At 47.8% G+C, this 25,119-nt stretch carries 23 protein-coding genes; 12 read left to right on the top strand and 11 right to left on the bottom strand.

Annotation, left to right across the window (positions count from 1 at the left end; translation table 11 throughout):
* Positions 1-154: 154 nt before the first annotated feature.
* The gene (gene parE / locus ACR2PX_RS02395) at positions 155-2,044 is read right to left on the bottom strand and encodes a DNA topoisomerase IV subunit B (protein WP_433997762.1); all 1,890 of its coding nucleotides are present in this window, start codon (positions 2,042-2,044) and stop codon (positions 155-157) included.
* Between the two features lie 512 nt (positions 2,045-2,556).
* Here parE and ACR2PX_RS02390 point away from each other — a divergent pair.
* Positions 2,557-4,044: an AMP-binding protein gene (locus tag ACR2PX_RS02390; protein WP_433997761.1), complete on the top strand. Its 1,488-nt coding sequence runs from the start codon at positions 2,557-2,559 to the stop codon at positions 4,042-4,044.
* 29 nt (positions 4,045-4,073) lie between these two features.
* Here the strand turns inward: ACR2PX_RS02390 and ACR2PX_RS02385 are convergent, their stop codons facing one another.
* The 3 genes from ACR2PX_RS02385 to ACR2PX_RS02375 form a co-directional block, all read right to left on the bottom strand.
* Positions 4,074-5,546, bottom strand: a complete 1,473-nt coding sequence (locus ACR2PX_RS02385; protein ID WP_433997760.1) for an MFS transporter — start codon at positions 5,544-5,546, stop codon at positions 4,074-4,076.
* 241 nt (positions 5,547-5,787) lie between these two features.
* On the bottom strand, positions 5,788-6,417 hold the full coding sequence (locus tag ACR2PX_RS02380; RefSeq protein WP_433997759.1) for a YqiA/YcfP family alpha/beta fold hydrolase: 630 nt from the start codon (positions 6,415-6,417) through the stop codon (positions 5,788-5,790).
* A 41-nt stretch (positions 6,418-6,458) separates the two neighbouring features.
* Complete coding sequence (locus tag ACR2PX_RS02375; RefSeq protein ID WP_433997758.1) at positions 6,459-7,016, bottom strand: TIGR00730 family Rossman fold protein; 558 nt, start codon at positions 7,014-7,016, stop codon at positions 6,459-6,461.
* 256 nt (positions 7,017-7,272) lie between these two features.
* Here ACR2PX_RS02375 and ACR2PX_RS02370 point away from each other — a divergent pair, with 256 nt between their 5' ends.
* On the top strand, positions 7,273-7,515 hold the full coding sequence (locus ACR2PX_RS02370) for a hypothetical protein (protein WP_433997757.1): 243 nt from the start codon (positions 7,273-7,275) through the stop codon (positions 7,513-7,515).
* Here ACR2PX_RS02370 and focA read toward each other — a convergent pair whose 3' ends face one another.
* Complete coding sequence (gene focA, locus ACR2PX_RS02365) at positions 7,516-8,373, bottom strand: formate transporter FocA (protein ID WP_433997756.1); 858 nt, start codon at positions 8,371-8,373, stop codon at positions 7,516-7,518.
* A 429-nt stretch (positions 8,374-8,802) separates the two neighbouring features.
* On the opposite strand from focA, the gene ACR2PX_RS02360 reads away from it, so the two are divergent.
* Together ACR2PX_RS02360 and ACR2PX_RS02355 are read left to right on the top strand one after the other, a co-directional pair.
* Positions 8,803-9,339, top strand: a complete 537-nt coding sequence (locus ACR2PX_RS02360) for a hypothetical protein (RefSeq protein ID WP_433997755.1) — start codon at positions 8,803-8,805, stop codon at positions 9,337-9,339.
* Position 9,340: 1 nt separating this feature from the next.
* Positions 9,341-9,505, top strand: coding sequence for a hypothetical protein (locus tag ACR2PX_RS02355; RefSeq protein ID WP_433997754.1), 165 nt, complete (start codon positions 9,341-9,343; stop codon positions 9,503-9,505).
* Between the two features lie 60 nt (positions 9,506-9,565).
* Here ACR2PX_RS02355 and ACR2PX_RS02350 read toward each other — a convergent pair whose 3' ends face one another.
* Together ACR2PX_RS02350 and ACR2PX_RS02345 are read right to left on the bottom strand one after the other, a co-directional pair.
* Positions 9,566-11,050, bottom strand: coding sequence for a S41 family peptidase (locus tag ACR2PX_RS02350; RefSeq protein ID WP_433997753.1), 1,485 nt, complete (start codon positions 11,048-11,050; stop codon positions 9,566-9,568).
* Positions 11,051-11,306: 256 nt separating this feature from the next.
* Positions 11,307-12,455, bottom strand: coding sequence for a murein hydrolase activator EnvC family protein (locus tag ACR2PX_RS02345; protein WP_433997752.1), 1,149 nt, complete (start codon positions 12,453-12,455; stop codon positions 11,307-11,309).
* 196 nt (positions 12,456-12,651) lie between these two features.
* Here ACR2PX_RS02345 and ACR2PX_RS02340 point away from each other — a divergent pair, with 196 nt between their 5' ends.
* Complete coding sequence (locus tag ACR2PX_RS02340) at positions 12,652-13,641, top strand: MBL fold metallo-hydrolase (protein WP_433997751.1); 990 nt, start codon at positions 12,652-12,654, stop codon at positions 13,639-13,641.
* Positions 13,642-13,678: 37 nt separating this feature from the next.
* Here the strand turns inward: ACR2PX_RS02340 and ACR2PX_RS02335 are convergent, their stop codons facing one another.
* Complete coding sequence (locus ACR2PX_RS02335; RefSeq protein WP_433997750.1) at positions 13,679-14,971, bottom strand: hypothetical protein; 1,293 nt, start codon at positions 14,969-14,971, stop codon at positions 13,679-13,681.
* 262 nt (positions 14,972-15,233) lie between these two features.
* Here ACR2PX_RS02335 and ACR2PX_RS02330 point away from each other — a divergent pair, with 262 nt between their 5' ends.
* A complete protein-coding gene (locus tag ACR2PX_RS02330) occupies positions 15,234-15,854 on the top strand; it encodes an FKBP-type peptidyl-prolyl cis-trans isomerase (protein WP_433997749.1) in 621 nt (206 codons plus the stop codon).
* Between the two features lie 294 nt (positions 15,855-16,148).
* Here ACR2PX_RS02330 and gpmM read toward each other — a convergent pair whose 3' ends face one another.
* Entirely contained in the window at positions 16,149-17,678 is a 1,530-nt protein-coding gene (gene gpmM, locus ACR2PX_RS02325; protein ID WP_433997748.1) for a 2,3-bisphosphoglycerate-independent phosphoglycerate mutase, read from the bottom strand.
* A gap of 378 nt (positions 17,679-18,056) precedes the next feature.
* Here gpmM and ACR2PX_RS02320 point away from each other — a divergent pair, with 378 nt between their 5' ends.
* The 3 genes from ACR2PX_RS02320 (at position 18,057) to secB (ending at position 19,408) form a co-directional block, all read left to right on the top strand.
* Positions 18,057-18,473, top strand: a complete 417-nt coding sequence (locus tag ACR2PX_RS02320; RefSeq protein ID WP_433997747.1) for a rhodanese-like domain-containing protein — start codon at positions 18,057-18,059, stop codon at positions 18,471-18,473.
* A 60-nt stretch (positions 18,474-18,533) separates the two neighbouring features.
* Positions 18,534-18,785 (top strand): glutaredoxin 3, encoded by a 252-nt coding sequence (gene grxC / locus ACR2PX_RS02315; RefSeq protein WP_433997746.1) that lies wholly within the window; start codon positions 18,534-18,536, stop codon positions 18,783-18,785.
* A 158-nt stretch (positions 18,786-18,943) separates the two neighbouring features.
* On the top strand, positions 18,944-19,408 hold the full coding sequence (gene secB / locus ACR2PX_RS02310) for a protein-export chaperone SecB (RefSeq protein WP_034833184.1): 465 nt from the start codon (positions 18,944-18,946) through the stop codon (positions 19,406-19,408).
* 44 nt (positions 19,409-19,452) lie between these two features.
* Here the strand turns inward: secB and trmL are convergent, their stop codons facing one another.
* Complete coding sequence (gene trmL, locus ACR2PX_RS02305) at positions 19,453-19,917, bottom strand: tRNA (uridine(34)/cytosine(34)/5-carboxymethylaminomethyluridine(34)-2'-O)-methyltransferase TrmL (protein WP_433997745.1); 465 nt, start codon at positions 19,915-19,917, stop codon at positions 19,453-19,455.
* A 377-nt stretch (positions 19,918-20,294) separates the two neighbouring features.
* A complete protein-coding gene (locus ACR2PX_RS02300) occupies positions 20,295-20,423 on the bottom strand; it encodes a hypothetical protein (RefSeq protein WP_433997744.1) in 129 nt (42 codons plus the stop codon).
* A 547-nt stretch (positions 20,424-20,970) separates the two neighbouring features.
* Between ACR2PX_RS02300 and ACR2PX_RS02295 the strand changes: the two genes are divergently transcribed.
* The 3 genes from ACR2PX_RS02295 to ACR2PX_RS02285 all read left to right on the top strand — a co-directional run bounded on the left by ACR2PX_RS02295 (position 20,971) and on the right by ACR2PX_RS02285 (position 25,105).
* A complete protein-coding gene (locus tag ACR2PX_RS02295) occupies positions 20,971-21,552 on the top strand; it encodes a hypothetical protein (protein ID WP_433997743.1) in 582 nt (193 codons plus the stop codon).
* Positions 21,553-21,647: 95 nt separating this feature from the next.
* A complete protein-coding gene (locus ACR2PX_RS02290; RefSeq protein WP_433997742.1) occupies positions 21,648-24,131 on the top strand; it encodes a TcfC E-set like domain-containing protein in 2,484 nt (827 codons plus the stop codon).
* Positions 24,128-25,105: a hypothetical protein gene (locus ACR2PX_RS02285; RefSeq protein ID WP_433997741.1), complete on the top strand. Its 978-nt coding sequence runs from the start codon at positions 24,128-24,130 to the stop codon at positions 25,103-25,105. The genes ACR2PX_RS02290 and ACR2PX_RS02285 overlap by 4 nt, the downstream gene beginning before the upstream one ends.
* Positions 25,106-25,119: the final 14 nt, after the last annotated feature.

Here is a 25,119-nt window from a genome sequence, read left to right as displayed (position 1 = left end):
CGTCCCTGTGTAGCACCTTGCAAGTGCATTGTTATTAACACAGGTATTTTGCCTGAACAGCACAGAGGGCGCTCCTTTCAGTTCATTCTGTCTTACTTCTTCAGATCGTTAAGCGGGACTTAAGGCCCAGAGAATGATCTCATTAAAGCCAGTATCAGGAAATCTCCACCAGATCCCCTTTAGATTCCAGCCAGGTTTTACGATCTCCACTGCGCTTTTTGGCCAGGAGCATGTCCATGTATTCACTGGTTAACTCAAAGTCTTCCAGTGTCAATTGAACAAGGCGACGGGTATCAGAAGACATAGTGGTTTCACGGAGCTGGAGCGGGTTCATTTCACCCAGTCCCTTGAAGCGCTGCACGTTGACCTTGCCACGTTTCTTTTCGGCTCTGATACGTTCCAGAACGCCTTCCTTTTCTGCTTCATCCAAAGCGTAGAAAACTTCCTTGGCGACATCGATTCGGTACAGAGGAGGCATAGCTACATAGATATGTCCCTGTTCCACCAGAGGCCTGAAGTGTTGAACGAACAATGCGCAAAGCAGAGTAGCAATGTGTAAACCGTCGGAGTCGGCGTCGGCAAGAATACATATTTTGCCATAACGCAGACCATCGATTTTATCTGAGCCGGGGTCAACACCTAAAGCGACGGAGATATCGTGAATTTCACGGGAGGCCAGAACTTCGCTGGAGTCGACTTCCCAGGTGTTCAGGATTTTACCGCGCAGGGGCAAAATGGCTTGATATTCACGGTCACGGGCCTGTTTTGCAGAACCCCCCGCCGAGTCACCCTCTACCAGAAACAGTTCGGTATAGTTCAAATCCTGGCTGGAGCAGTCAGCCAGTTTTCCGGGCAGGGCAGGTCCCTGAGTCACTTTTTTACGAGCGACTTTTTTAGACTTGCGCATCCGCTTCTGTGCGTTATTGATGCACAGTTCTGCCAACTGTTCTCCCTCAGCCGTATGCTGGTTCAGCCAAAGGCTGAAAGCGTCTTTAGCGACACCGGAAACGAAGGCCGCACATTCTCTGGAAGATAAACGCTCTTTGGTCTGACCAGAGAATTGTGGGTCGGACAGTTTGGCTGAGAGCACGTAAGAACAGTTCTCCCAGATATCGTCGGGGCCCAGCTTGATGCCTCTGGGGAGCAGGTTACGGAATTCACAGAATTCCCGAATGGCTTCCAGCAGACCTGTTCTCAAACCATTGACGTGTGTTCCACCCAGAGGGGTTGGGATCAGGTTAACGTAACTTTCGGTCAGCAGTTCTCCGCCTTCCGGCAGCCACTGTACTGCCCAGTCCACTGCTTCTTTCTCACCTTTTAATGAGCCAGTGAAAGGCTCCTGTGGCAGGGTTTCGTATTCGCGGGTAGAACCTTTCAGGTAATCGGTCAGACCGTCTTCATAAAACCATTCATCGGTATCACCAGTGTGGTGATCAATAAATTCAATTTTCAGGCCAGGGCAGAGAACGGCTTTGGCGCGCAATACGTGCTTAAGTTTGATCACCGAGAATTTGGGTGAGTCAAAGTAGCTGGCATCGGGCCAGAAACGAACGGTGGTGCCTGTGTTTCGACGGCCGCAGGTATCGATCTCGTGCAGATCCTGATCTTTGTAGCCGTCCTTGAAGGTAATCAGCGATACTTTTGCATCCCTGCGAACTGTCACTTCAAGGCGTGTTGAAAGGGCGTTTACCACCGAGACACCTACGCCGTGCAAACCACCAGAGAACTGGTAGTTCTTGTTGGAGAACTTACCACCGGCGTGCAGTCGGGTCAGGATCAGTTCTATCCCGGTAATGCCGTGTTCCGGATGGATATCGGTAGGCATCCCCCGGCCATCATCAATGACTTCCAGCGAGTTATCCTTGTGCAGGATAACCTTGATCTTGCTGGCAAAGTCCGCCAAAGCCTCGTCGACACTGTTGTCGATGATTTCCTGAGCCAGATGGTTGGGACGGGTGGTGTCTGTGTACATGCCCGGACGTTTGCGAACCGGGTCCAGGCCACTGAGAACCTCAATGGCTTCCGCTGTGTAGTCGTTACGCATGAAATCCTTGCTGGGTCTGATTGCGCGTTAACCTGGAGTTTATCTTACTTATGCTTTCGAGTATGAGATTCAGTAGAGTGAGTCAGAATCCTTGATCCATTTATGCGAATAGTGCTGCTATTTAAATGAATGGATCAAGACAGTCCTGAACCGCGCTCAAGGCTGCGGCCACTCTTTCTGGATTTCAGGCCGAAATAGCCATGAGTTAGATAAGCTCCCATAGTGTACCTAAACCCTTAGCGTTAGTCAGTGTTGATAATTGGCGGGTAAATATGCAAGGACCCGACTCGCCTGCAAAGACCATCATCAAGCTGCCATAGCGGAAGAACGGCTAACGAGTAGCCGACAAGCGATACCTGTTTATTTGAGTATTTATTACAAAACAAATGTTTGGGTTTTTCTGAGCTATTTATGCAATGAAAGCGGCTTAGTGAGCTTTCCGGTCTATACTTTCGTCCACTTTCCATAAAGCAGGTTGGCACACAACAACCGCATTGAAGATGGAGTGCCGTATGCCTTTTCTGTCACAGCTGGTTGGGCATCCTGCCGATCGTGTGGCTGTTATTGATGAAGAAGGGGAACACACTTACTGCTCTTTGCTGGAAGAGGCGAGAGTATTAGCAAGGGTGTTGAAATCGCACGGGATTGAAGGGCAGTTTGTGGCCTTTCTCACGGGGCGTGAATCTTCTTTTGTAGTATCACTGCTGGCGATCTGGCTGGCAGATGGTATCGCTGTTCCACTTGATCCGTTAATGCCTTTGCCTGAATGGGAATGGCGGATAAAGGATCTGGACGTCCGTTATCTCGTTTATTCACCCAGACGTCATGGAGATGCCAGCTACCTGAGCCAGAGGTCCGGGATTTTGATGATCCCGTCGACGGGCTATGACTCTGATCCCTTGCCATTACGGCAGGTGGATCCGGAACAAAACGCACTAGTGTTGTATACCAGCGGCACCAGTCGTTGTCCGCGAGGCGTAGTGCATGCTTTCAGCTCTATTGAAGCTCAGGTCCGAACACTCTGTGCGGCCTGGAACTGGCAGCCTCAGGATCGTTTGCTTCATGTGCTGCCACTTTCCCATATTCATGGTCTGGTCTGTGGCCTGTTATGTACTCTGGCAGCCGGTGCCAGCTGCAAACTGCTGTCTTCTTTCAAGACTGAAAAAGTCTGGGAGCATCTGGCAGAGGGTTCTTACACCTTATTGACGGCAGTCCCGACTATTTATAAGTACCTGGTGGAGTCCTGGAGTAAAGCCAGCCCTGAGAATCAGTTGCGTTGGCGGCAGGGGGCGGCAGGGCTGAGACTGGCGATTGTAGGCTCTTCTTCGTTACCGCCTTCTATTCATAAAGATTGGAGAAAAATTTCCGGTCAGCCTCTGCTCACCCGTTATGGCATGACGGAAGTCGGCATGGTCTTATCCCAGCAGCCGGATGGCGAACGTTTGTCGGAGTATGTCGGGCAGCCTTTGCCCGGAGTGAGTGTCCGCTTGGTGGATGAATCTGGAAATGAAGTGGATAGCATGGGTGAAATGGAAGTTCGAAGTCCGCAGATGTTCAGTGGTTACCACGGGAAGGAAGACCTGACTCAGAAAGCTTTTCGTCATGGTTGGTATCGAACCGGCGATATTGCTGCGTTTGAACAGGGTCAATATCGCCTGCTTGGGCGCCGGAGCATCGATATTATTCGGTCCGGCGGCTACCGGGTTTCAGCTCTGGAAGTGGAAGCTTTGCTGGATGCTCACCCGGGTGTCCAGGAGTGTGCGGTTCTGGGGACTCCCTGTGAAGGTCTTGGGGAAGCCGTCTGTGCTTGCATTGTCCCGGCTTCCCGTCATGTTGATCTGGATGAAATACGTCAATGGATGCGTACGCAACTGGCTACCTATAAGTTGCCTACGCATATGGAGATCCTTGATCAGTTGCCCAAAACGGCTTTGGGTAAAGTTGACAAGCAGTCTCTTAAGCGAGAATTGAGCCTGTCGGACTCTTCAAGGGCTTCCTGATGGAAGCCCTTATCTGAACTGTCCTTTTTCTATCCGTTGGGTGCTCTCTTTTTTGTCAAAAATCCAAGAGCTGGAGACAACTTTGTTTTAAGTGTTTCGCTCAGGGTGGATCTTTTCTGGTCCGATGAAATAGGAATGGTAATCGGTTGAGGTGAGGAGGGGCTGAATTCGAAGCTTGGGGTAGGGTGTAAGTTTTCCCATAACCAGAGCAGTAACAGTAGAAGCAGTGCCAGAAAGCTGGCTCCTGCCAGTAGTTGGAAGCAGGCATCCCAACCATACAGGTCGAGTACTTTTCCCAGTAACAGGTTGGCGGAAGTGGCACCAAAGATATAGCCGAATAATCCGCAGAAGCCTGCCGCTGTGGCCGCGAATGGTAATGGGACCAGGTCAATAATATGGACGTGCACCAGCATGACAGGGCCGTAGATTAAAAAGCCAGTGGAAATCAGTGAGAGCACAGCATAGGTCGTGTCACCTGGTGGTGAGTGCCAGTAAGCAATGACTGAAATGAGCACCAACGCCATAAAGAGAGCATTCATGGGCGCCCGTTTGCCCTTGAAATGTTTATCGCTCATATAGCCACAAATCAGGGTGCCCGGGATAGCCGCATACTCAAAGGCAAAAAAGGCCCAGCTGGAGGCGTTGAAGCTAAAGCCCTTGGTTTCCGTCAGATAGACTGGAGCCCAGTCAATAATGCCATAGCGGATAAAATAAGTGCAGGCATTTACAACCGCCAGAATCCAGAGTGGAGGCATTTTCAGGCAATGCTGGCCAAAAAGCTGCAGTGTTCGGATAAAGGAGGTTTTGTGTTGCTCTATTTCCAGTTCTGCCGACATTTCCGGAGAAGGGGAGGGCAGCTGGCATTGAGAAGGTTTGTCCCGCAACAGGAGGTATCCCACCATGGCAATAATAATGGCGATAAAAGCGGGGAAGTAGATTTTGCTTTGCCAGGTGCCAAACAAGGCTACTGAAAGAATAGCAATGGGACCCAGCAGGCCACAGCCCACATTATGCGACAGGTTCCATATGCTCATGGCCGTGCCACGTTCCTGCTTAACGAACCAGTGGGCTATCAGCTTTGCACTGCAGGGCCAGCCCGAGCCTTGAATAAAGCCATTCAGAGCCAGGGTGATCACCATAATCATCAGAGGGAACTGCAGGATCGGTGAAAAGCCAAGGAAGAGCGAAAGCAGTGCTGAGCCCAAAAGGCAGAGGGGCATCAGTTTACGAACATCTATTCGGTCGGCCAGATAACCCATGGCCAGGTTACTGATCCCGTAACTGATAGCGAGTGCTGAGAGAGCCATGCCCAGTTCGGATTTACTGTATCCTTCTGCAATAAGGTCTGGCATGACCATGACAAAATTTTTGCGGACCAGATAATAGGCCGCATAAGAAAGAAAGGCACCGGTCAGAATTTGTAATCTTAATCTTGAATAACGTTCGTGTTGTTCTCGAGAGTAGCCGTCGGGTACAACAGAGCATTTAAAGAAAGATCTCATGAAAAACATCCATGAACTGCGTAGAAAGAATGGAACTCGTCAAAAGAGAGGGGTTGCTTGAAAACCGTAAGTGACAGTGTTTTCACGGTAAAAAAAATCTTTCATCACCGAGGGAGATGAAAGATTACTCTTGTCGCTCATCTGTTCAAACTCAAAGTGAACTTAGAAGATAATGTAGCATCATTCAGAAAAAACGTCGGTCGAATTAAAGCCTTATTACTGAACCTTTTAAAACACGATCTTACAGTATGATGTGATCTATTGACCTTCCGGACAGGAATTGAAACACCATTGGGAGTGCTTTATCGAAAAACTGGAAGGCATGATTGCCGCCTTCCTGAATAATCATTTTTGAACCTTGATACTTTTCTACCGCCTTTTTGTAATTCAGAACTTCATCGCCAGTCTGAGCCAGCAGCAGGATATCTTCTGGCCTTTGAATATCGTGAGTTTCCAGCGTTCTAAGCTGATCAACGTGAGCGGTTGTCAGTTGCCACTTTTCACCGGTGTGCTCGTTAACCTGTGTGCCCAGATATTCGGAAAAGAGCTCATAAGGTTGTACGGCGGGATTAATTAATACCAGTCGTGTAGTGTATTCCGGATAGAGCCAGTTAATTTGAGCCTTCAGCCAGGTGCCTATGTAACCGCCCAGTGAGCTTCCAATGATATAGATGGGCCGGCAGGTGGTTTCATTTCCCAGTCTTTCTATCAGCAGTTGTTTGACAGCAGAAGGCGAGTTAGGAAGAGCCGGAACCCACGATTCCATATCAATCCTGTTGTGGTCCAGGTATTGAAGTGTTTGTTGAGCTTTTACTGAAGCGGGAGCGCTGTTAAAACCATGAAGATAGATCAGTAATGGTTTTTTGGTCATGGTGGCTCCGACAATAAAATGTGTCAACGAGAAGGTTTCAGTTAAGGCTGGTCAGGCAAGCCCTTGAGCATGATTCTATCGACCAGTGTTTCAGGATGCGAATCAATGATCAGGTGGTCGAGCAAATGAGCCGGCAGAAATCCTTCTGTGCTGGTGTGTTTCAAAAAGGTTACCAGATGATGATAGTAATTGCGGGTGTTGAGTAATCCAACCGGCTTGTCCTGATGGCCTATGTGATTTAATGCCATTTCTTCCGAGAACTCATCCAGCGTACCAATACCTCCAGGCAGAACGATAAAGCCGTCGGCCAACTCCGTCAGCTTGTTTTTCCTTTCTAGCATGTTACTGACTTGATGGAGTTCGGTTAATTCAGTGTGAGCCAGTTCTTTTTTTATAAGGATCTCAGGAATCACACCAATCACTTTGCCACCCAGTTCAAGGGCCCGGTTGGCGATGGCACCCATCAGGCCAAGATTACCCCCGCCATAGACCAGCGTGATATCTCGCCTGACCAGTGCTTCAGTGATACGCAGGGCATCATTCAAATAGTCATCGTGCTGTCCGAAGCGGGAGCCGCAGAACACAGTGATGGTTTTCATAGGTTGTGTCTCCTGTGATTTCATTTTAACGCTTCTGGTTGCATCGAGTGATATCCAGCTCGTCAGGAATTTTTGTTGGAGAAATTATGCTAATCCATTTTTCTATGAAATGAGCTCCCGACACGATGGGGACCTGACTCTTTCTGGCCCTGAAGTGTTTTGCCAGTGAAAATTAGACACAGTCAGCTCACTCATTCCAGATAGCTCAGTTTAACTGAATCGGTTTATCCCGCACCATGAGAGTAACGGGTCTGTCTTGCCTGCTCCCAATCTGCAAATTCTCAAAAGGCTGTTTTTGCACTGGCATCATTACTGGCTGAAAAGGCTGGTATTCACCGGTTCAGTTTTGTGGGGGTATGCAGCCTATCGTGGCAAGAAGCTGGTGGGTATCTTTGCTGTTTATGATGGGACAGTGATGAAAGCTAACTGGAAACCCAGGTTGAAAATATCGGTTATTGAACAGAGAGGCTGTCCTGATGCAGCCTCTCCTAAGCAATGATTAATTGTGCTCTCGCAGGTGAACAAACCAGTTACTCAAACCTACCATGACACCGCCGCCAATGATGTTGCCAATGGTAGCCGGGATCAGGTTCATGACAATCATGTTGAAGATCGTGATGTTGTTGAAATAATCCGCACTGTATCCAGTGGCTTCCCAGAATTCCGGGGTGGCAATGCTCTTGATCAGAAAGCCCATGGGAAGCAGGAACATGTTGGCAATAGAGTGCTCAAAGCCGGCTGCGAGGAAGCAAGCGACGGGTAAAATGCAGGCAAACATTTTACCCGCTGCAGAACGTGCACTTAGGCTCATCCAGTAAGTGAGGCAGACAACAAGGTTACAGAGAACACCCAGTATAAGAGCCTGAATGAAGTTATGGCTCATTTTGGCATTGGCAATGTACATATAGTTAATGCCGATGTCGCCGTGAGCGCCCTGATATTGGCTGGCTGCCATCAGCATGGCCACCATGAAAAAGGAACCGGTCATGTTGCCAAAGTAAACCATTATCCAGTTCTTGGTGATCTGGGCGATGTTGAGTCGGCGAGTAGCACGTCCCATCAGCAACAGGGTGTTACTGGTGAACAGTTCTGCGCCACAGAGAATGACCATCATCAATCCCATGCTGAAAGTCAGGCCTCCAATCAGCTTGGTTATGCCATAGGGCATGCCTTCCGCCCCTGTGGTGACGATGGTATAAAACATACCTGCCAGAGAAATGAAAATACCCGCCAGAACGGCAAGGACAAAGGTCACTTTAGGGTGCTTCTTGGTTTTACCCACAGCAGCTTCTTCTGCCAGGCGGGCAATTTCAGAAGGTGGCACGCAGCCAAATTGTGGAGTGTTGTCGGTTTGCATATCAGGGTCCAGAAAGGAAGGAACTGCCAAGCTAAACGGTCATGAGTGACTGAAACTATTCTTTATCACCCTTGGCGATGAAAAACTTATGATGCTAAGTAGATAGTTTATCAACACTGAAACCGAGTGATCAGAAGGAAATTTCGTGAACTCTCTTCAGGAATTACTCACAGAATAGTTGACTTAGTTCGGCTTTTCCGGAGACGATAAGGGGGAGCTTCTGATAGAAAGCCTATAGTCCGTATTTTCATTTTTCATTTTTCATTTTTCATTTTTCAATTTCACTTTTGTCTGGCTGTTTATCATGGGTGTCCGTCGTAAGCAGGGTCTGGGTGTTTGCAGGATTTGAAGCCGTTTGAAAACGACGGCTCAAAGGGAAAAGTCCACTGAAGATCACTGTTCCGAATCATGATTCCCGGAGAGAGGATAATGAACGGCCGTCCTTTAATCTTCGCAGCCAGCATGATGCTATCCATGGGCGCTCTTGCGGATGACCCTGACTTTATTCCCACAGAAACCGGTGGTGAAGTTCTGAGTGTCCGGCAGGAAGCAAACAGTCACACCTTTGGTCTTCGCGCTTATACCATCACCAGCGACGACCTTTCCGTTCCAGATCCTCATAGTTCTGCCAGGCAAAATGGTCTGGTCGTGGATTATTATCCTTTTGAAAGTGGTTTCAGAGTGTCTGCGGGTACTTTCTCGGGTGACTCAAGAAAGCTGGGTAAAGCCTACTTTTCCGGAGAAGGGCGAGCCTATGTGGGCGTTGGTTGGAAAAAGCTTCTGGACGATGCCAAACGAGTTGATTTCAGTGTTGATGTGGGGACTTTTCTGGATATCCAGAAAGCAGGGCCTGAAGACGCAGAGAGTGTCTCGGTAGAGTCTGCTTCCAGCACATCATTACAGCGCAACAAGCTTGACAGTAAAGAGCAGCCTGTCATCAGTCTAGGGATTGAATTCAGGTTCTGAAATGCGTCGAATCTATCTGACCTTCTGTTTTATCTGCATGATCATTGCTTTTATAGCAGTGCTTTATGGCTACTACATCATTATTCGTATGCCGGGCGCAGAGCTGGGTCTCATGGAGTTTATTGAGAAAGTGATTCTGAAGGTGGCTCGTTTTATTATTGGTTGATTATCGGTCACCCATAAAAAAACCGTCTGGATGTCTCCAGACGGTTTTTTTGTCTGAACCCTAAAGAGTGGTAGCGGTCTTCATCGTTTCTTTGGGATCTTCGGCGATTGCAGTCGGCTTCTTCTTGTCCCAGGTAGTATTGATGTGCATTCCCTTGAGGACATTCAGAGCCTGGCTCAGCTGATAATCCTGCTCGGCGAGTGAGCCAGATTCATCCTTTTGCTTACCTTTATCCTGCTTACCTTTATCCTGCTTGCCTTTTTCAGCCTGCTTGTTGCCGTTAGTCAAATGACCTTGTAAGTCCGCTTCCTTGTAGCCTGATACACTTTCTACCGGTGTCACTTTGGCTCTTGGCACAACAATATCAGGCTTGATGCCCTCGGCCTGAATCGAGCGGCCTTTGGGTGTGTAATAAAGGGCAGTGGTTAGTTTCAGTCCTTTTTCATTATCAATGCTCAGAGGCAGTACGGTCTGAACGGATCCTTTACCGAAAGATTCGGTGCCCACCAAAACCGCTCTGTGATGATCTTGCAGCGCTCCGGCAACGATTTCGGAAGCCGATGCAGAACCACCATTGATCAGTACAACCAGAGGAATGCCATCTGAAGGGTCATCCTTGTCGGCTTTAAAACTGAGGTGTGAGTTGGGGATACGTCCTTTGGTGTAGACGATCAGGCCTTCTTTAATAAAGGCGTCCACAACACCTACGGCTGCCTGCAGTACACCGCCTGGGTTATTACGGAGATCCAATACCAGTCCATTCAGTTTGCCATTCTGAGACTTCTTAAGTTTGTTCAGATGTTCAACCACTTCTTTGTCAGAATCAGACTGGAACTGGCTCATGCGAATGTAACCATAGCCGTCTTCCAGAACTCTGGATTTGACACTCTGCACTTTGATAATGTCGCGCTTAACCACCAGGTCAATCGGTTTAGGAGATCCTTCCCGAACAATAGTCAGCTTGATAGGTTCTCCGGGCTTGCCACGCATCTTGTCTACTGATTCCATCAGCGACATGCCTTTTACGGAAGCGTCATCCAGTTTGATGATCAAGTCTCCCGGTTGTATACCCGCTTTCTGGGCAGGGGTGTCATCAATAGGTGAGATAACCTTGATAAAGCCATCTTCCATACCGACTTCGATACCCAGTCCACCAAACTTGCCAGAGGTATTGATTTCAAGCTCTTTGAAATCATCCGGTTTCAGATAAGCTGAATGGGGATCCAGACCGGAAAGCATGCCCTGGATAGCATTGTCCAGAAGTGTTTTATCGTCTACGTCTTCAACATAAGCGCTTTTGATTCGCTGCATGACCTCGGTAAAGGTGCGCAATTCTTCCAGCGGCAGTTTACCTTTCTTCTCTTCTTCTGCGGCCTTGGCATCGGCTGCCGGCTTTGCTGACTCAATGGCTGCCGGAGCGGGCTTCTCTTCCTGATCAACCGGTGCTGACCAGCCTTGCAAGGCAAATCCGGAGGCCAGTGCCAGCACAGTGGCTTTCACCCATTGAGGCATTGGCTGCCGGGAAGTAGGAAAGGATTTTGTCATGAAAGCTCCTGCACTGTTGTTGCGAAAAACAGATTGTCTGAAAGCTTTACGGGTAGCTGGAGAGACAAATTGTTTTTCTTCCACTGTGGGCATTGGGTTCGCTCTTATAAAGAGTTGAAGTATAGGCGGCTTTCTTTAACAGACTGCGTTATTCCCTTGTCTGTCACCGCTTGGGGCTTCGTCTGAAAGATCAGTGATAAAAACCCCTGATGCTTTCTGCTTTATCGGTTCACCCGACAGTTTCTACAATGTTTTCTCAAGATCTGGCCAGCCATGGAACCGGGTTCTGAGGCTTGCCATTATGCCGGATTTCAAGATAGACACCGGGCTCTGTTTGTCCACCGGATTGACCACTGAGAGCCAATGCTTCACCCGCCAGAACCGCTTCACCTTCTTTCTTGAGCAGCCATTGATTGTGAGCATACAGTGACAGGTAGTTATTACCGTGATCGACAATAATCAGCTGACCATAGCCTCTTAGCCAGTCTGAAAAAATGACTGTCCCGTCATGAATGGCTGTGACGTTAGTACCCGTTTCTACTGAAATGAGAATACCCTGCCAGCGAATCCGGGTATCTGGTCTCTGCTGGTTGAACCCGTAAAGAATGCGACCGTTAACCGGCCAGGGTAATTTTCCTTTGGACTGCTGAATATTCGTATTGGAAGGCTTTCTGGCGGCCAGCTGGGCCAATACTTCTTCCAGTTGTTTCTTTTGCTGATTGAGCGAGTCCAGTTCCCGGTCATTACTCTTGAACTGTTGGTTGATTCGGGAAATCAGTTGTTTACGGTCGCTTCTGGATTCAATCAACAGGTCCTGTTTTCGGGCAAGGTCAGCTTGCTGCTCTTCCAGGCTGTTATTAAGAACCTGCTGCTGCTCTTTGTTGTCTTCTATTTCGGTCAGGATCTTCTCGAACGTTTCAATAGCTTCCAGTTGAGCTTTCTGAAGATGTTTCAGATAGGTCAGGTGTCTGGATACTTCTTCCGGGTTTTCCTGGTTCAATAATAACTTCAGCCGGTTGTCCCGGCTGGCAAGGTAAACGGAACGTACACTGTTGGCGATGCGGTCTTTTTCTTTATTTTTCTGCGCCGTCAGAGCCTGCTGACGGCTTTGGAGCTTTTTTATTTCGTGATTCCCCTGCTCAAGCTTTTTTTCAATATTGCGAATAGAATTTTGCAGCTGGCTCATTTCTGTTTCGGTGGTCTGCAAATGCCTTTCAGCAGATGAGCGCTCCTTGTTCAGTTTGTCCAGCAGTTTTCTCAGATGTTCAATATCTCCGTTGATCGCCTCCAGTTGGGACTGAGGGGATTCTTTTTCCACGGATTCTGCGTGGGCCATCTCGCTGTTCATGTGGCTGAACAGGGTCAGGGTTACGGCGAACATCAGGTTTGCAGCCGTGATTCTCATACTCAAACGTCACTGATCTTTCTTGTTGGTATTTCAGTATGCCTTTAATGATTAGGCTTTCACATACCCAATGGCATTATATGCCAGCCGTTTCCGTTTTATTTTCCGTTCCCTGTAACGTGTTATGCTGTTTTGAAAAGAACAAATACAGCACCAGAACCCATTGGGAAGAACTGTGCAGGTAAACGACAAATATATGAGATTTACTTTTCTGGGAACCTCAGCAGGGTCTCCCACCGTAGACAGAAACGTGACCGCGATGGCACTGGCTCTGGATGAAAGTCGAGACTGGTATCTGGTCGATTGCGGTGAAGGTACACAGCAACGACTGCTGAAGAGCCATCAGCGAATAAAAAGTCGTTACACGCTGTCGGGCCTCGCGGGCATTTTTATCACCCATGTTCATGGTGATCATATCTTCGGTCTGCCAGGTCTGATTACCAGTGCCAGTATGCAGGGCAGGAAAGAGCCTTTGACTATCTGTGCACCTGAGGGTGTGGAAAGTTTTGTCAGACATTCACTGAAATGTGCTGCCGTCAGCAACATGCCGTTCGACTTGAATTTTATTCGCAGTGATGAGCCTGATTTTCATTTTCAGGATCAGTGCTTTGAAGTCACTTCCCATGAGCTTTCTCATCGCGTTCCCAGTTTTGCCTACCGTTTTCAGGAGAGACCCGTTATTCAGTCAATGGATCAGGGCAAGCTGGACGTTTTGGGAGTGCCAAGAGGGCCGTTGTGGGGAGAGCTTCAGAATGGCAATAGTGTCACCTTGTCAGACGGTCGTGTCGTTCATTCACAGGATGTAAGGCTGCCCCCATTGCCTGGCAGGATAGCCATTATTGGTGGAGATAATGATCAGCCGGACCTCCTCATAGATGCCATGAAAGAGGTGGATGTATTGGTGCATGAAGCCACCTTCACGGATCCTGTTCTGGAAAAAGTGGGGCCTCAATATATGCACAGTACCGCCAGAATGGTGGGAGAAGCGGCTGAAAAAGGTGGGGTCAGTCATGTCATCCTGACTCATATCAGTGGCCGCTATCGGAAAAAATCGTCTGACTTCGCGTCTTCTGTTGAAGCTCTTAGAAAGGAAGCTGAGTCTGTATTCAGTGGGCAGGTGGAACTGGCCGAAGATTATGGCTGTTGGGCTCTGGACAGGGAACGAACTCTAGCTCGAATGGAATAGAGCAGGTAAGGTGTTGTCCCTTGCCTGCTCATTTGGGTCAGGGATTGATGGCTTGACGGTATGAGCTGATAGCGACAAGAGCACCAGCGGCCATCAATAGATCAGTCGCCTGTTTGTTGATATAGGAGTATGTTAACCCCCACTTTTGAAAGTGTTTTCTGAACAACGCATTCACAAAGTCAATTTCGTTGATTTCGGCGTATTCACCCAGAAAATAAACATGGGGAGGGTTGCTTTTCCCCTTGAATGCCGCACTGGCGATCAAGCTTGTAGCTCTTTTCTCAATCTCATCCAGGGTTGGCTGAACAGTGGCTTTCATATGGTCAACATACCACTCTTTGAGGGCTGCAGGGGCGTCAGAATCTTGCAGTCGCAGTCGCAGAACTCTATGGCCCAGCTCATTCTTTCTCTTGCGCTCTGAATAGCGGTTAAAGAACGCCAACTCAGTAGCACCTGGATCTATGTTTTGTTGGAGATAAAGACGAGCTTCCATCTCTTTGCTCCACTGTTCTAACTCTTTCTGGCAGGCAGACTCACTGGGGAGACAGGCTGGATTCTGGTGAGGGACATAGTTAAAGAATGCATCACTGCCAAATGCACCAATACTGTGAACGCTGCCGCTGGGAAGTTTCTTGTTATCCCCATAAGGCATTTTCATATCGACTGCTTTTAATTGTCCCTGTTCCATGGAACAAATCAGGTCGTAGGTGGTTTTAAAAACAAACAGTTCATCTTCTGCTGTCATGAGCTTCATGGCTTCACTGATCAGGGCGGTATCCCGAGTCGTCCAAATGTCACTCAGGACTATTCCACTGCTATGAAACGCATCCCTGATAGCTGTTTCTGCCTGCTGCTGAATGTCGACAACATCTTGCGGATTAAAATAGTCATACAGTTCATCTCCTTCTTTAGCTGCCATGGCGTCAAAGCCTGCAACGGCATAAAGGAATGAGGATTTTGCTTTTGCAGGATCTATCCCCTTTTGAGCCAATATCGGCTTTTGCTCTTCCAGCATTTCCAGAGCCATCTTTCTGGCCACCGCCGTTGCGTTTCTGGTGGGATCATAATTCCCGGATTTCATGGCAGTGCGGGTTCGTTTGAAAGCAATATTCCCAACATGATCCAGATAAGCTTCGTCGATGCTCATGTCTCTCTTAATAGAGGCCAGAACTCTGGGCTTGTTATTGTCTAAGCGCTGAATCAGATACATTTCTGCACGAGAGTTCAAACTCCAGAGTACATAGGTCAGTTCGTCCTGAGCCTGAAGGAAGATACTGAAGCTCATCGAAAATAGAGCCACGACCAGAAGGGCCGGTTTTCTGAAAAGCATGGGGCTGTCTCAACTGATTAATAATAAAGTGAGGAAGTTTAGACAGGAATATCGGATCGTGGTTCCTGTGTTTTTCCGCTCAAGGCTGTTTTTCCGCTCAAGGCTGTTTGTCTCCGCTCAAGGGCTGTTTAGATCTAAAGTCGGACAAGTTCATGATATAATGTCGGCCTTTCGCCATAAAAATGCTTAAGAAGTAGGCTTATGGCATCAGCTTGAGCGATATGGGTCGCTCACATCTGTTTTACCCGAAGTGAAGAATTGAATGTCTGAATATACAACTGTTGAAGAGCGCGTAAGCTATGGTATCGGCCGTCAGATGGGCGACCAGCTTGCCAGTAACCCGATCGAAGGTCTGTTCATTGACGCCGTTCTGGCCGGTCTGGCTGATTCCCTGAATGGTGCTCCAAGTGCTGTTGAGCATTCTGCCCTGCAGGAAGCGTTCAACGAAATGCATCAGCGTATCCAGGCTCAAGAAGCTGAAAAAGCCAAGGAACTGTCTGCTGAGGGTGAACAATTCCTGGCTGAAAATGCCAAGCGTGATGACGTTACTGTCACCGATTCAGGTCTGCAGTTCGAAGTACTGGTGGCCGGTGATGAAAATGCTGAAAAGCCAGGTGCTGACTCTACTGTTCGTACTCACTACCACGGTACTCTGCTGAACGGTACTGTGTTTGACAGCTCTGTTGAACGTGATGAGCCAATCGAGTTCCCGGTTAACGGTGTTATTGCAGGTTGGACAGAAGCGCTGCAGCTGATGACTGTTGGCTCCAAGTGGAAGCTGTTTGTTCCTTATAACCTGGCTTACGGTGCTCAGGGTGCAGGTGGCGTTATTGGGCCATACGCGACTCTGGTCTTCGAAGTAGAGCTGCTGGCTGTTTCCTGATAACGGCTTTGGGCTGGGAGCGTCCTGCGTCCAGCCCTACTCTGTTTTTCCTTCCCTGGTATCCACTATCTGCCATGACTGATTGCTATAAAATGCAGCAATAGGAAAGGTGTGATTCTTCGGGGTGCCCAAGAGCGCCTTTCTCATTGCCTGATACTCTACGAGCTTCTCTGTCAGTGGGGTATTGCTCCTGTTGGGTCATAAACACGAGCGGCTAACCTTGGTCTCACATCACGGAGCTGCTGAACTGGCGAGAGGGAGAGTGTTGTAACACTCTCCCTGGGTATGTATGGATCAAACGGCCAGAGATTTTCCGGTCATTTCTGCAGGCTGTTCGATACCCATGAGGTCCAGCAGAGTAGGCGCCAAATCTGACAAAATACCATTTTTCAGCTGAATCGCTTTAGGGCCAAAGTAAACCAGGGGAACCAGTTCGCAGGTGTGGGCCGTATGAACCTGTCCGGTTTCAGGGTTAACCATCTGCTCGGCGTTACCGTGGTCGGCTGTAATCAGGCATTGTCCGCCGGTTTCATCCAGGGCTTCAATCACTCTGCCAATGGACTGGTCCACAGCTTCAACAGCTTTAACGGCAGCATCAAATACGCCAGTGTGACCCACCATGTCGCAGTTAGCGTAGTTGCAGATAATCAGGTCGTGTTTGCCACTCTTGATTTCAGCTACCAGCTTGTCTGTGACTTCCGGGGCACTCATTTCAGGCTGGAGGTCGTAGGTTGCCACTTTTGGTGACTCAACCAGCACTCTTTCTTCTCCTTTATAAGGCTCTTCGCGGCCACCACTGAAGAAGAAGGTTACGTGGGCGTACTTTTCCGTCTCGGCAATACGCAGTTGGGTTTTACCCAGCTTTTCCATGTACTCACCCAGCGTATTGGGCAACGCTGAAGGTGGATAGGCGCAAATGGTATCGATGCTGGCAGCGTATTGGGTCAGCATCACGAAACCGGCCGTGGCGGGCACTTTGGAGCGTGTAAAGCCTGCAAAATCTTTGTCTACAAAAGCACGGGTGATTTCACGGGCTCTATCTGCACGAAAGTTCATGAACAGAATCGCGTCGTCATCATTGATCGTGGCGGGACTTTCACCAATCGTGGTGGCTTTTACAAACTCATCATTTTCATCACGCTCATAGGCTGCATGCAAACCTTCTACCGCAGTTTTGGCAGAAAATTCTGCCTTGCCCAGAGTCATCAGGTCGTAAGCTTCCTGAACCCGGTCCCAGCGGTTATCACGATCCATGGCAAAATAGCGGCCGATCAGGCTGGCAATTCTGCCAACGCCTTTTTCTTTGAGAAGAGCATCGGTTTTAGCCAGTGACGCTTCTGCGCTGCGTGGTGGTGTATCACGACCGTCCAGGAAAGCGTGAACATAGACTTCTTTGGCGCCACGTTGCGCAGCCAGTTCTACCATGGCGTTGATATGATTTTCATGACTGTGAACACCACCTGGAGACATCAATCCCATGATGTGAACGGCCTTGCCAGCAGACACCGCTTTGTCGATGGTGTTGGTGAAGGCTTTGTTTTCAAAGAAATCGCCGTCCTTAATAGACTTGGTGATGCGGGTGAAGTCCTGGTAGACAACACGACCGGCGCCCAGGTTCATATGCCCGACTTCACTATTACCCATCTGACCATCGGGCAGACCCACATCCATGCCGGAGGCTGAGACAAAACTGAAAGGGTGCTCTTTCTGAAGCCGGTCCATAACGGGGGTGCTGGCAGCCAGAATGGCATTGGAGTCAGATTCTTTACGATAACCGTAACCATCCAGGATGATCAGGGCGGTGGTTTTGCGCTTGTCAGTCATGGATCAAACCTTGGCACATGCTTGAGAGGTGAAGGCCTTGAATTCTACCTGCTTTGTCTCTGGTTTCCAGAGACAGATCGATAGAAATTCACTATTTGCAGAATAGAACAGTTGTTTTGGTCAAAGCCTGATTTTCTCTGTTTTCTACTGGTGGCTCATGACTTGTTCTGATTATTTATCCCAGGGTAGCCGTTTCAACGATGGGCTGAATGGGCAGAGCAGGGGGTAGGTATTGAAACAGTCGTAACTCTATTTGGCAGCCTGTATACTTGCCGCCTAACGGCAATTAACCATGAAAAATGGCTCGATTTTTTTCTCGAAGGTAGAGAAAAACGTCAGCTGTATTTCCCTCGCTAAGGCATTTAGTACTGGTTCAGTATGGAACAGATTATTGAATTTTTAGGTAACCACCCTTTGCTGGTGGGTTCTCTGGTGGCTCTGGTGTGTGTGCTGCTCTTTACCGAAATGCGTAAAGGAGGCCAGAGCGTGGGGTCTCAGGAAGTGACCCAGTTGATTAACCAGCAAGAAGCTGTAGTACTCGACGTCAGGGAAAAAGCCGACTTCGGTAAAGGTCATATTGTTGATGCCATCAGCATGCCTTATGGCAAAGTGGCAGACCGTGTGGGTGAGCTGAACAAGTTTAAGGACAAGCCGATTATTATTGTGGATGCCATGGGGCAGCACAGTGGAACGGTCGGTAAGCAGCTGAAAGACGCTGGATTTGAGCAGGTCGTGCGTCTCAAGGGCGGCATCGGAACCTGGACTGCAGACAGTCTGCCTCTGGTTAAGAAATAACAGGGAAATCCTGCCGCTTCTGAACTGAGGCGGCGTATTGCCAACAACAATGGAAAACAGATGGCTTCGGTTACCATTTATATTTCTGCCTATTGTCCTTTTTGTCACCAGGCGATCAGGTTATTGGACAGCAAAGGGGCCAGCTACCAGACTATCAGCGTCGATGGCAGGCCTGATGTACGTCAGGAAATGACGCTCAAAGCAGAATCACACACAGTGCCTCAGATCTGGGTTGGAGACACCCATGTAGGAGGCTGTGATGATCTGTATGCTCTGGAATCTGCCGGGCAGTTGGACGACTTGTTGAAATAGAAACGGATTCGTCACCCGAATTTTAAAAGGGTCGGGTCTGTTTTTTGGAAAATGGCCGATTCCTGACTTGATATTCGTATTTTTATCCCCATTATAAGTGGGAATCGAATGTTGTCAGGTGCTCGGTAACGAGAACCGATATTTTTAAGGAAATGATAATGGCTGAGAATCAGCAGCAAGATCAGGCGCAGTTCGCACTGCAGCGTATTTATGTCAAGGACCTGTCCTTTGAATCTCCAAAATCTCCAGAGATGTTTCAGGCTCAGTGGCAGCCAGAAGTTAAGCTGGATTTGAACACCACTAACCGCCTGCTGCATGATGATATGTACGAAGTTGTACTGTCTCTGACCATTACTGTTCAGAACGGTTCTGAAGAAGAGAAAGAAACCGCTTTTCTGGCTGAAGTTCAGCAAGCCGGTGTTTTCCTGATCAAAGGCCTGGGTGATGACGAGCTGCACCGTACTCTGGGTGCTTTCTGCCCGAACATTCTGTTCCCGTATGCTCGTGAAGCCATTGATAACCTGGTTCTGCGTGGCAGCTTCCCTCCGCTGATGCTGGCACCTGTAAACTTCGACGCCCTGTACCTGCAGGCGCGTGAACAGCAGGAAGCTTCAATTAACTGATAGTGCTCTGCTGGTGCCGGGTTTCTGCCCGGCACTTTCCCTTCTTATACCCCTTCGGGAAATCCCAACTGTTTCCAGGCCTCATACACCATAACTGCGACGGTATTGGATAGATTCAGACTTCTGCTGTCAGGCAACATCGGTAAACGTAATACCTGACTCTTCGGCAAGCTATCCAGAATTTCGGTTGGCAGGCCTCTGGTTTCCGGACCAAACATCAAAGCATCCCCTGGTTTAAATGAATGCCCTGAATAGGTAGTCGTGCCTTTTGTACTTAAAGCCAGGACTCTTGTGGGCTTCACTTTTTGAAGAAAGTCCTGATAGTCGTCATGAATCTGCAAGTTGGCATACTCGTGGTAATCCAGTCCAGCCCGTTTCAGACGCTGGTCATCCAGATCAAAGCCCAGGGGCTTGATCAGATGCAGCCGAAATCCGGTATTGGCGCAAAGTCGGATGATGTTGCCGGTATTGGGAGGGATTTCTGGCTGGTATAGAACGATATCAAGCATGTTGGCTGGAACTGATTCAGTACATGGAGAGAGGAGTATAAGGCTTTTCACTGCCTGACTGTCAGTGAATCTAACCAATCCGGTCAGAATTGATGACGACGGGAAACTTCAAAGGGCTGTTTGCATCTAATAGTTCACATGGCTGCCACCAGGGTTGGAAGCAGCCTGACAGGGAAGTCGAAACACACGCGTCAAGGGACTGACGCAATCAGATTACTGTGAGTCACTCCTATGAGTGGTCACGGTAAGCCGTATGCGAAAGCATAGTCAGCTGAAAGGGATTTGGCTGGCATCATGAACTGTGGCAGGTGGTTTACCCGCCACAGTTCATTTCTTATCCACTGTATCCGCTTTAAAAAAACCGTTCTTAACGCTTATCAAACACAAGCCTGAGCCAGTCCTGAGATCAGAACCATGGTTAGCAGCAGAGCAATGATGTTACAGGTACGTCCGACACGGCATTGTTTTTGATCGCAGCGACATTGATCGTAAGGTGACAGATCCATCTTCAGAAGCCTCTATAAATTCCCTGAGGGTTTGCTGATACATGCTTCGAATACTTCACTGCCTTAGAAGCTACTTCACTAATCTTAGACAACCCCTCCTTTGATGAAAGAAAATTTACACTCTGACAGAGATAAAGTTTGTGCCTTATTTATGACATCATTCAGAGGTATTTCTCGATACTTCACCTTTACGTCATTCATCAGTCATTGTGCCATGTGGTAAAAATGCGATGAAGGTAACAAAAATAGCAATCGTATTTTCCAATACTTTAAACTCGTACTATTGACATAAAGAAATAGTCTTTAGTTTGCTGTTTTTATGGCCAGCTTTGTGTGGTAATCTGCGTTTAAATATAATGCCAGCACCCAGGAAAAATCAGAAAATAGAACAATAAAACGGCAGTGGAAGTTTAGTTAACAGCCTGTATGTTTTTCTTTTTGTGTAAGATTTACCCTGTAGAACTGGACAGCACAAGGATGACTATAAAGCCGCCTGGAAGCGTTTGAGCGTGATAACAAAATAATAAAACGTAATATGGAGTGTTTTATGGAGTTCAAGAAAATTGCAGTTGCTATGGCTGTTTCTGTTGGCTTGGGTGCGTCTTCTGTGATGGCAGCTACCGATGGAACTATTGGTGAAACGTCTAACGGTAATTTTGATATTAATTTCCAGAAGGGTACTGTTGCTCGAATTTGGGGGTTGGGAGACTTCAACCTAACAGATGCAAATGTTGCTGCAACGCCTGCAACTGAAGATATCTGTATTTATTCCAATAAAGCCGCTAATTCGAATACATACCAGCTTGAAATTGCCAGTACTAATAGCTTTCGACTAGTTGGTAGTGGTAGCGATGCTAGTACCTTTGTTGATTACGACATTAAAGTAGAAGGTTTAGGGATTGGTAATGGTTCTTTAGACAACGCTTCTGTTAATCATGGCACAGACGCCAATGTGACCAGTCAGGCAGGTAATCACTTAGATGCAGGAGCGCTGGCTTCTCAGCCTGATCCATCTATAGCGTGTACTGGTGAAAATGCACAAATAAGTGTTTGGCTTCCTGCCTCTGTAGCAAGCCTTGCGGGCGGAGCATTTTCTGATACAGTCACATTAACAATTACTCCTCAGTAGCTTTCAAGTTTATATATGGCAGTTTTTTCTGCCATATATGTCTCCGGAGATATGGATGTTCAGGCCTGAGTGGGGCAGTAGTAGTAGTTGTTGTTATGCGTCGATGGCTGTGCAAAAGAATAATAATCATTACATTTTCCATCTTCAGTGTGGCGCATGCGGTTGAACCACTGTTTATTGCTTCAAGTAATCCACCTCCTGGTTTTGAAGATTTAAGTCAAACACAACAATCATTAGTTGACGTTTATTTCGGCAATAGATACATCACATCTCAACTGGCTTCTTTTCGCCCGGGATTCTTTCAGTTTTCCAGCACTGTCGAGATTATCCAATCAATTGGCAATATTAATGATCAAGAGTTGATTGGTAGCGCTCTTTCAGGTGAGCTTAATGCTAATGAAGCTAATATTTGTCGCCCTGATACCGGGCAGCCCTGTCAATTACTTGAGCCACCTATAGCGGGTGTTGTTTTTGATGAGTCCCGTTTTCGGGTTGATATTTTCATAAACCCTCGATTCATGCTTTCCCGGGCAGCCGCTATACGAAAGTACCTGCCACCCTCCGATGCAGGTTTTGCCATGATGCAGACTTTCTCTGCTGCCGTTTCAGGATCGGATGCAGAGAACAGAGACGATGATTACACCCTTAATGGTTTAACCATGTTGGCTTTACGTGAAAACAGTCTTCTTGGCAGCTGGGATTATTCAAAAAGCAATCACTTGTCTGTAACCCAGCTATTCGGCCAGAGGGAATTTGAGGGGTTAGAGTACAGCCTTGGCTTGTTGAATAGTGAAGGGTTTGGTTTGAATTTCACTTCAGATCAAAAAATGGTGGGTGCTCGTATCAGTACCTCCAGTAATACTCGTGAGGACGGTGAATTTACGGGTGGTATGCCGGTTGAAATATTTTTACCTGTTCGTGGACGTGTAGAGATCAGAAAAGATGGACGTTTGATAGCCAGTAGCTTTTACGAAGCGGGCGTTCAGCAACTTGATACAAGTTCATACCCTAGTGGCGCTTATGATATTGAAATCAGGGTTCTGGACGAGCAGGGCAATGAGGTTTCCAGAGAAACCCGTTTTTTTGCCAAACAGTATCAACTGCCTCCTGTGGGCGAGTGGTTATTATTTGCTGAAACCGGACAGGTAATGAACAGTACGACCGATGACATTTTACCGGTTGCAACACAGCAGTGGTTGAGCCGTGCAGGATTGAGTAGAAGGCTTCATGATACGTTGGCAGGAACCGTTGCCATAGCCTCAACCCGTGATAGTGCACTATTTGAGGCGGGCCTTTATCATCTGGGTTACCGCTACGAGCTTTCGCCTTCATTTATGTGGTCTGACGAAGGCAGCTACGGGGGACAACTTTCTGCACGTACCTGGCTTGGATCTGTTTCATTAGGGGCTAACTATCGTCATTTGTGGCGGGATGAACCCTTTGAAGAAAATCCTGATAGACCCTCTTTATTAGGCAATTCTTTTGAGCAGCAGTCATTTTCTGCAACGACTCCATTGGGCTCAGGTACTCTGGGTTTCCGCTATAGCTTTAACCGTTCAGGAGATGACCAAAAAACAGAGACTCAAAGCCTGGATTATCGTTACACGCTGTTCAGATCCAGCACTTTTGATATTTCCAGTTCGTTAAGTCTGAGTAAAACAGAGAGTAGCAATATAGCCCTCTTAAGTTTTGAATTCAGATTTAAGCAGAATCGTTGGAATTTTAATGCCAATCCCAGGTTTGAGAGCCGTAACGACAATGGTCAGAGTGATCGCTCAGAAAGTTTGCGACTCTCGACGAATTGGGCTGATGGTGATCTTTATGATGGCGATCTGCGTGTGAGTGGAGGTATAACATCTGACCGGCTTTCAAAGAGTGCTGATTCCAGCATTCAATACGCCAACCGATTTGGACGGGCCAGTTTTAATATACTTCACAGCATAAGTGATGACGATGATATTACTTCCTATGGTGGCAGTTTTAATACCAGCTTTCTAACCGATGGAAATGTGTTTGCCATGGGGGGGGAGCAAGTTTCAGAAAGCGCTCTGGTGGTTAACCTTTCAGGTCGGGAAGGGGACGTGTTTGATGTCAAGGTGAATGGTCAGCGTCGTGGATACGCTGTAGCAGGAGAGCCTTCTGTGATCTCGCTGAGCCCGTTTGATCAATACAGCGTTGTATTGAGTCCGGCTGGAAATACTCTCTACAGTTTTGACGAGAGAGAAAAGCAGGTCACCTTATATCCAGGCAATGTAGTGACACTGGATTATGAGGCGATCCCTCTGCAACTTTTGTTTGGTCGAGTGTTGTTCAAAGGCAGGCCTGTCTCCAGAGCAAAGATTACCGGGGGGCTTTACCCTGGCAATACTGATGATATAGGTATGTTTCAGGTTGAGTCTCGCTCAAATACCGGCGCATTGAGTATTGAGCTGGACAATGGCTGGGTGTGTCAGTTACCTGTTGAGCCTTTGACACAGGGTTATGTTCAACAAATGGGAACGATTGAGTTGGAGAGCACTGAGTGTAAGCAGATTCTGGAAGGTCAGTTAGCGATTACCAAAAGGGGGGATCAATCATGAAGCTCAAACTCTCTCTTTTGATGTTACTTTTTATGGTGAGTAGTGCTAAAGCGTTTTTTGATTTTGATAGCTATGTTGCAAGCCCGTTAACCTGGAATCCAGGGGTGGTAAATCCTACCTACACGTTTACTGTTAACTTTCGCTCATACTGTAATAGTGGCTGTGTTGGGCAGGAATATCGTTTGGCATTGTCGGATGAAAATCCAGGTTCGCAAAGCTCAATCACGCCTGGTACCGAGCCGGTGTCTTATGATGCGACGGAATTATCGGACTTTCTGCTATCTGCCAGTTTTTCACAAGGCTCAAATAGCGGAGCTCTTGTCCCCGGTGAGTGGACACACGATCAAAACAGTCTAGTGAGCAGTTTTTTTGATACCAATGTCGATACAATAGTGACAGGGACTTTCTCGTTTGTTCTTGATTCAAACCGATTACAGCAATTACCGTCAGGTACCTATAATCTGGACTTTTATATTGCCGGTGAAGATATGTACCAGACTCGTCATCTGGACAGTATTTTTGTCCGAATTCCTATTGAAATACCCGAGTTGACGAAGGTTTCCGGTTTAAAAGATATTACCCTTAATGCTTCAAACCTGAATGGTAACAACCTCGATGCAGACCAGCAGGTCTGCGTCTTCAGCAATACAGGTGGTGTTACACTGGATTTTGATGGTAGCAGTGATCCGGGCAACTACTACATGCTGAGCAAGTCAGGACAATGTAATCAGCCGGGTGACTGTGTAGGTTATAGAATGAGAGCTTACACACCCAGTGAGAATCGCTGGCTGACCTATCGTTTTAAGGGGCAAAGAAGTAATGATTTCCGAAATGCCTGGACTGCCAGTAGTTTAATCAATTGTAATGGCGGCACGAACATGACGCTTAGAGTAAGAATGAAGAGAAAAGATGTTCAGGCTTCTGAAGCAGGTTTGTTCAGTGATACCATGACTATAACTGTGTCGCCTTTATAAATTGCTGAGTTGTT

Origin of the sequence: Endozoicomonas sp., assembly GCF_051008435.1 — a bacterium.
Taxonomy (GTDB): domain Bacteria; phylum Pseudomonadota; class Gammaproteobacteria; order Pseudomonadales; family Endozoicomonadaceae; genus Endozoicomonas_A.
This window is presented reverse-complemented; position numbering and strand designations above follow the sequence as displayed.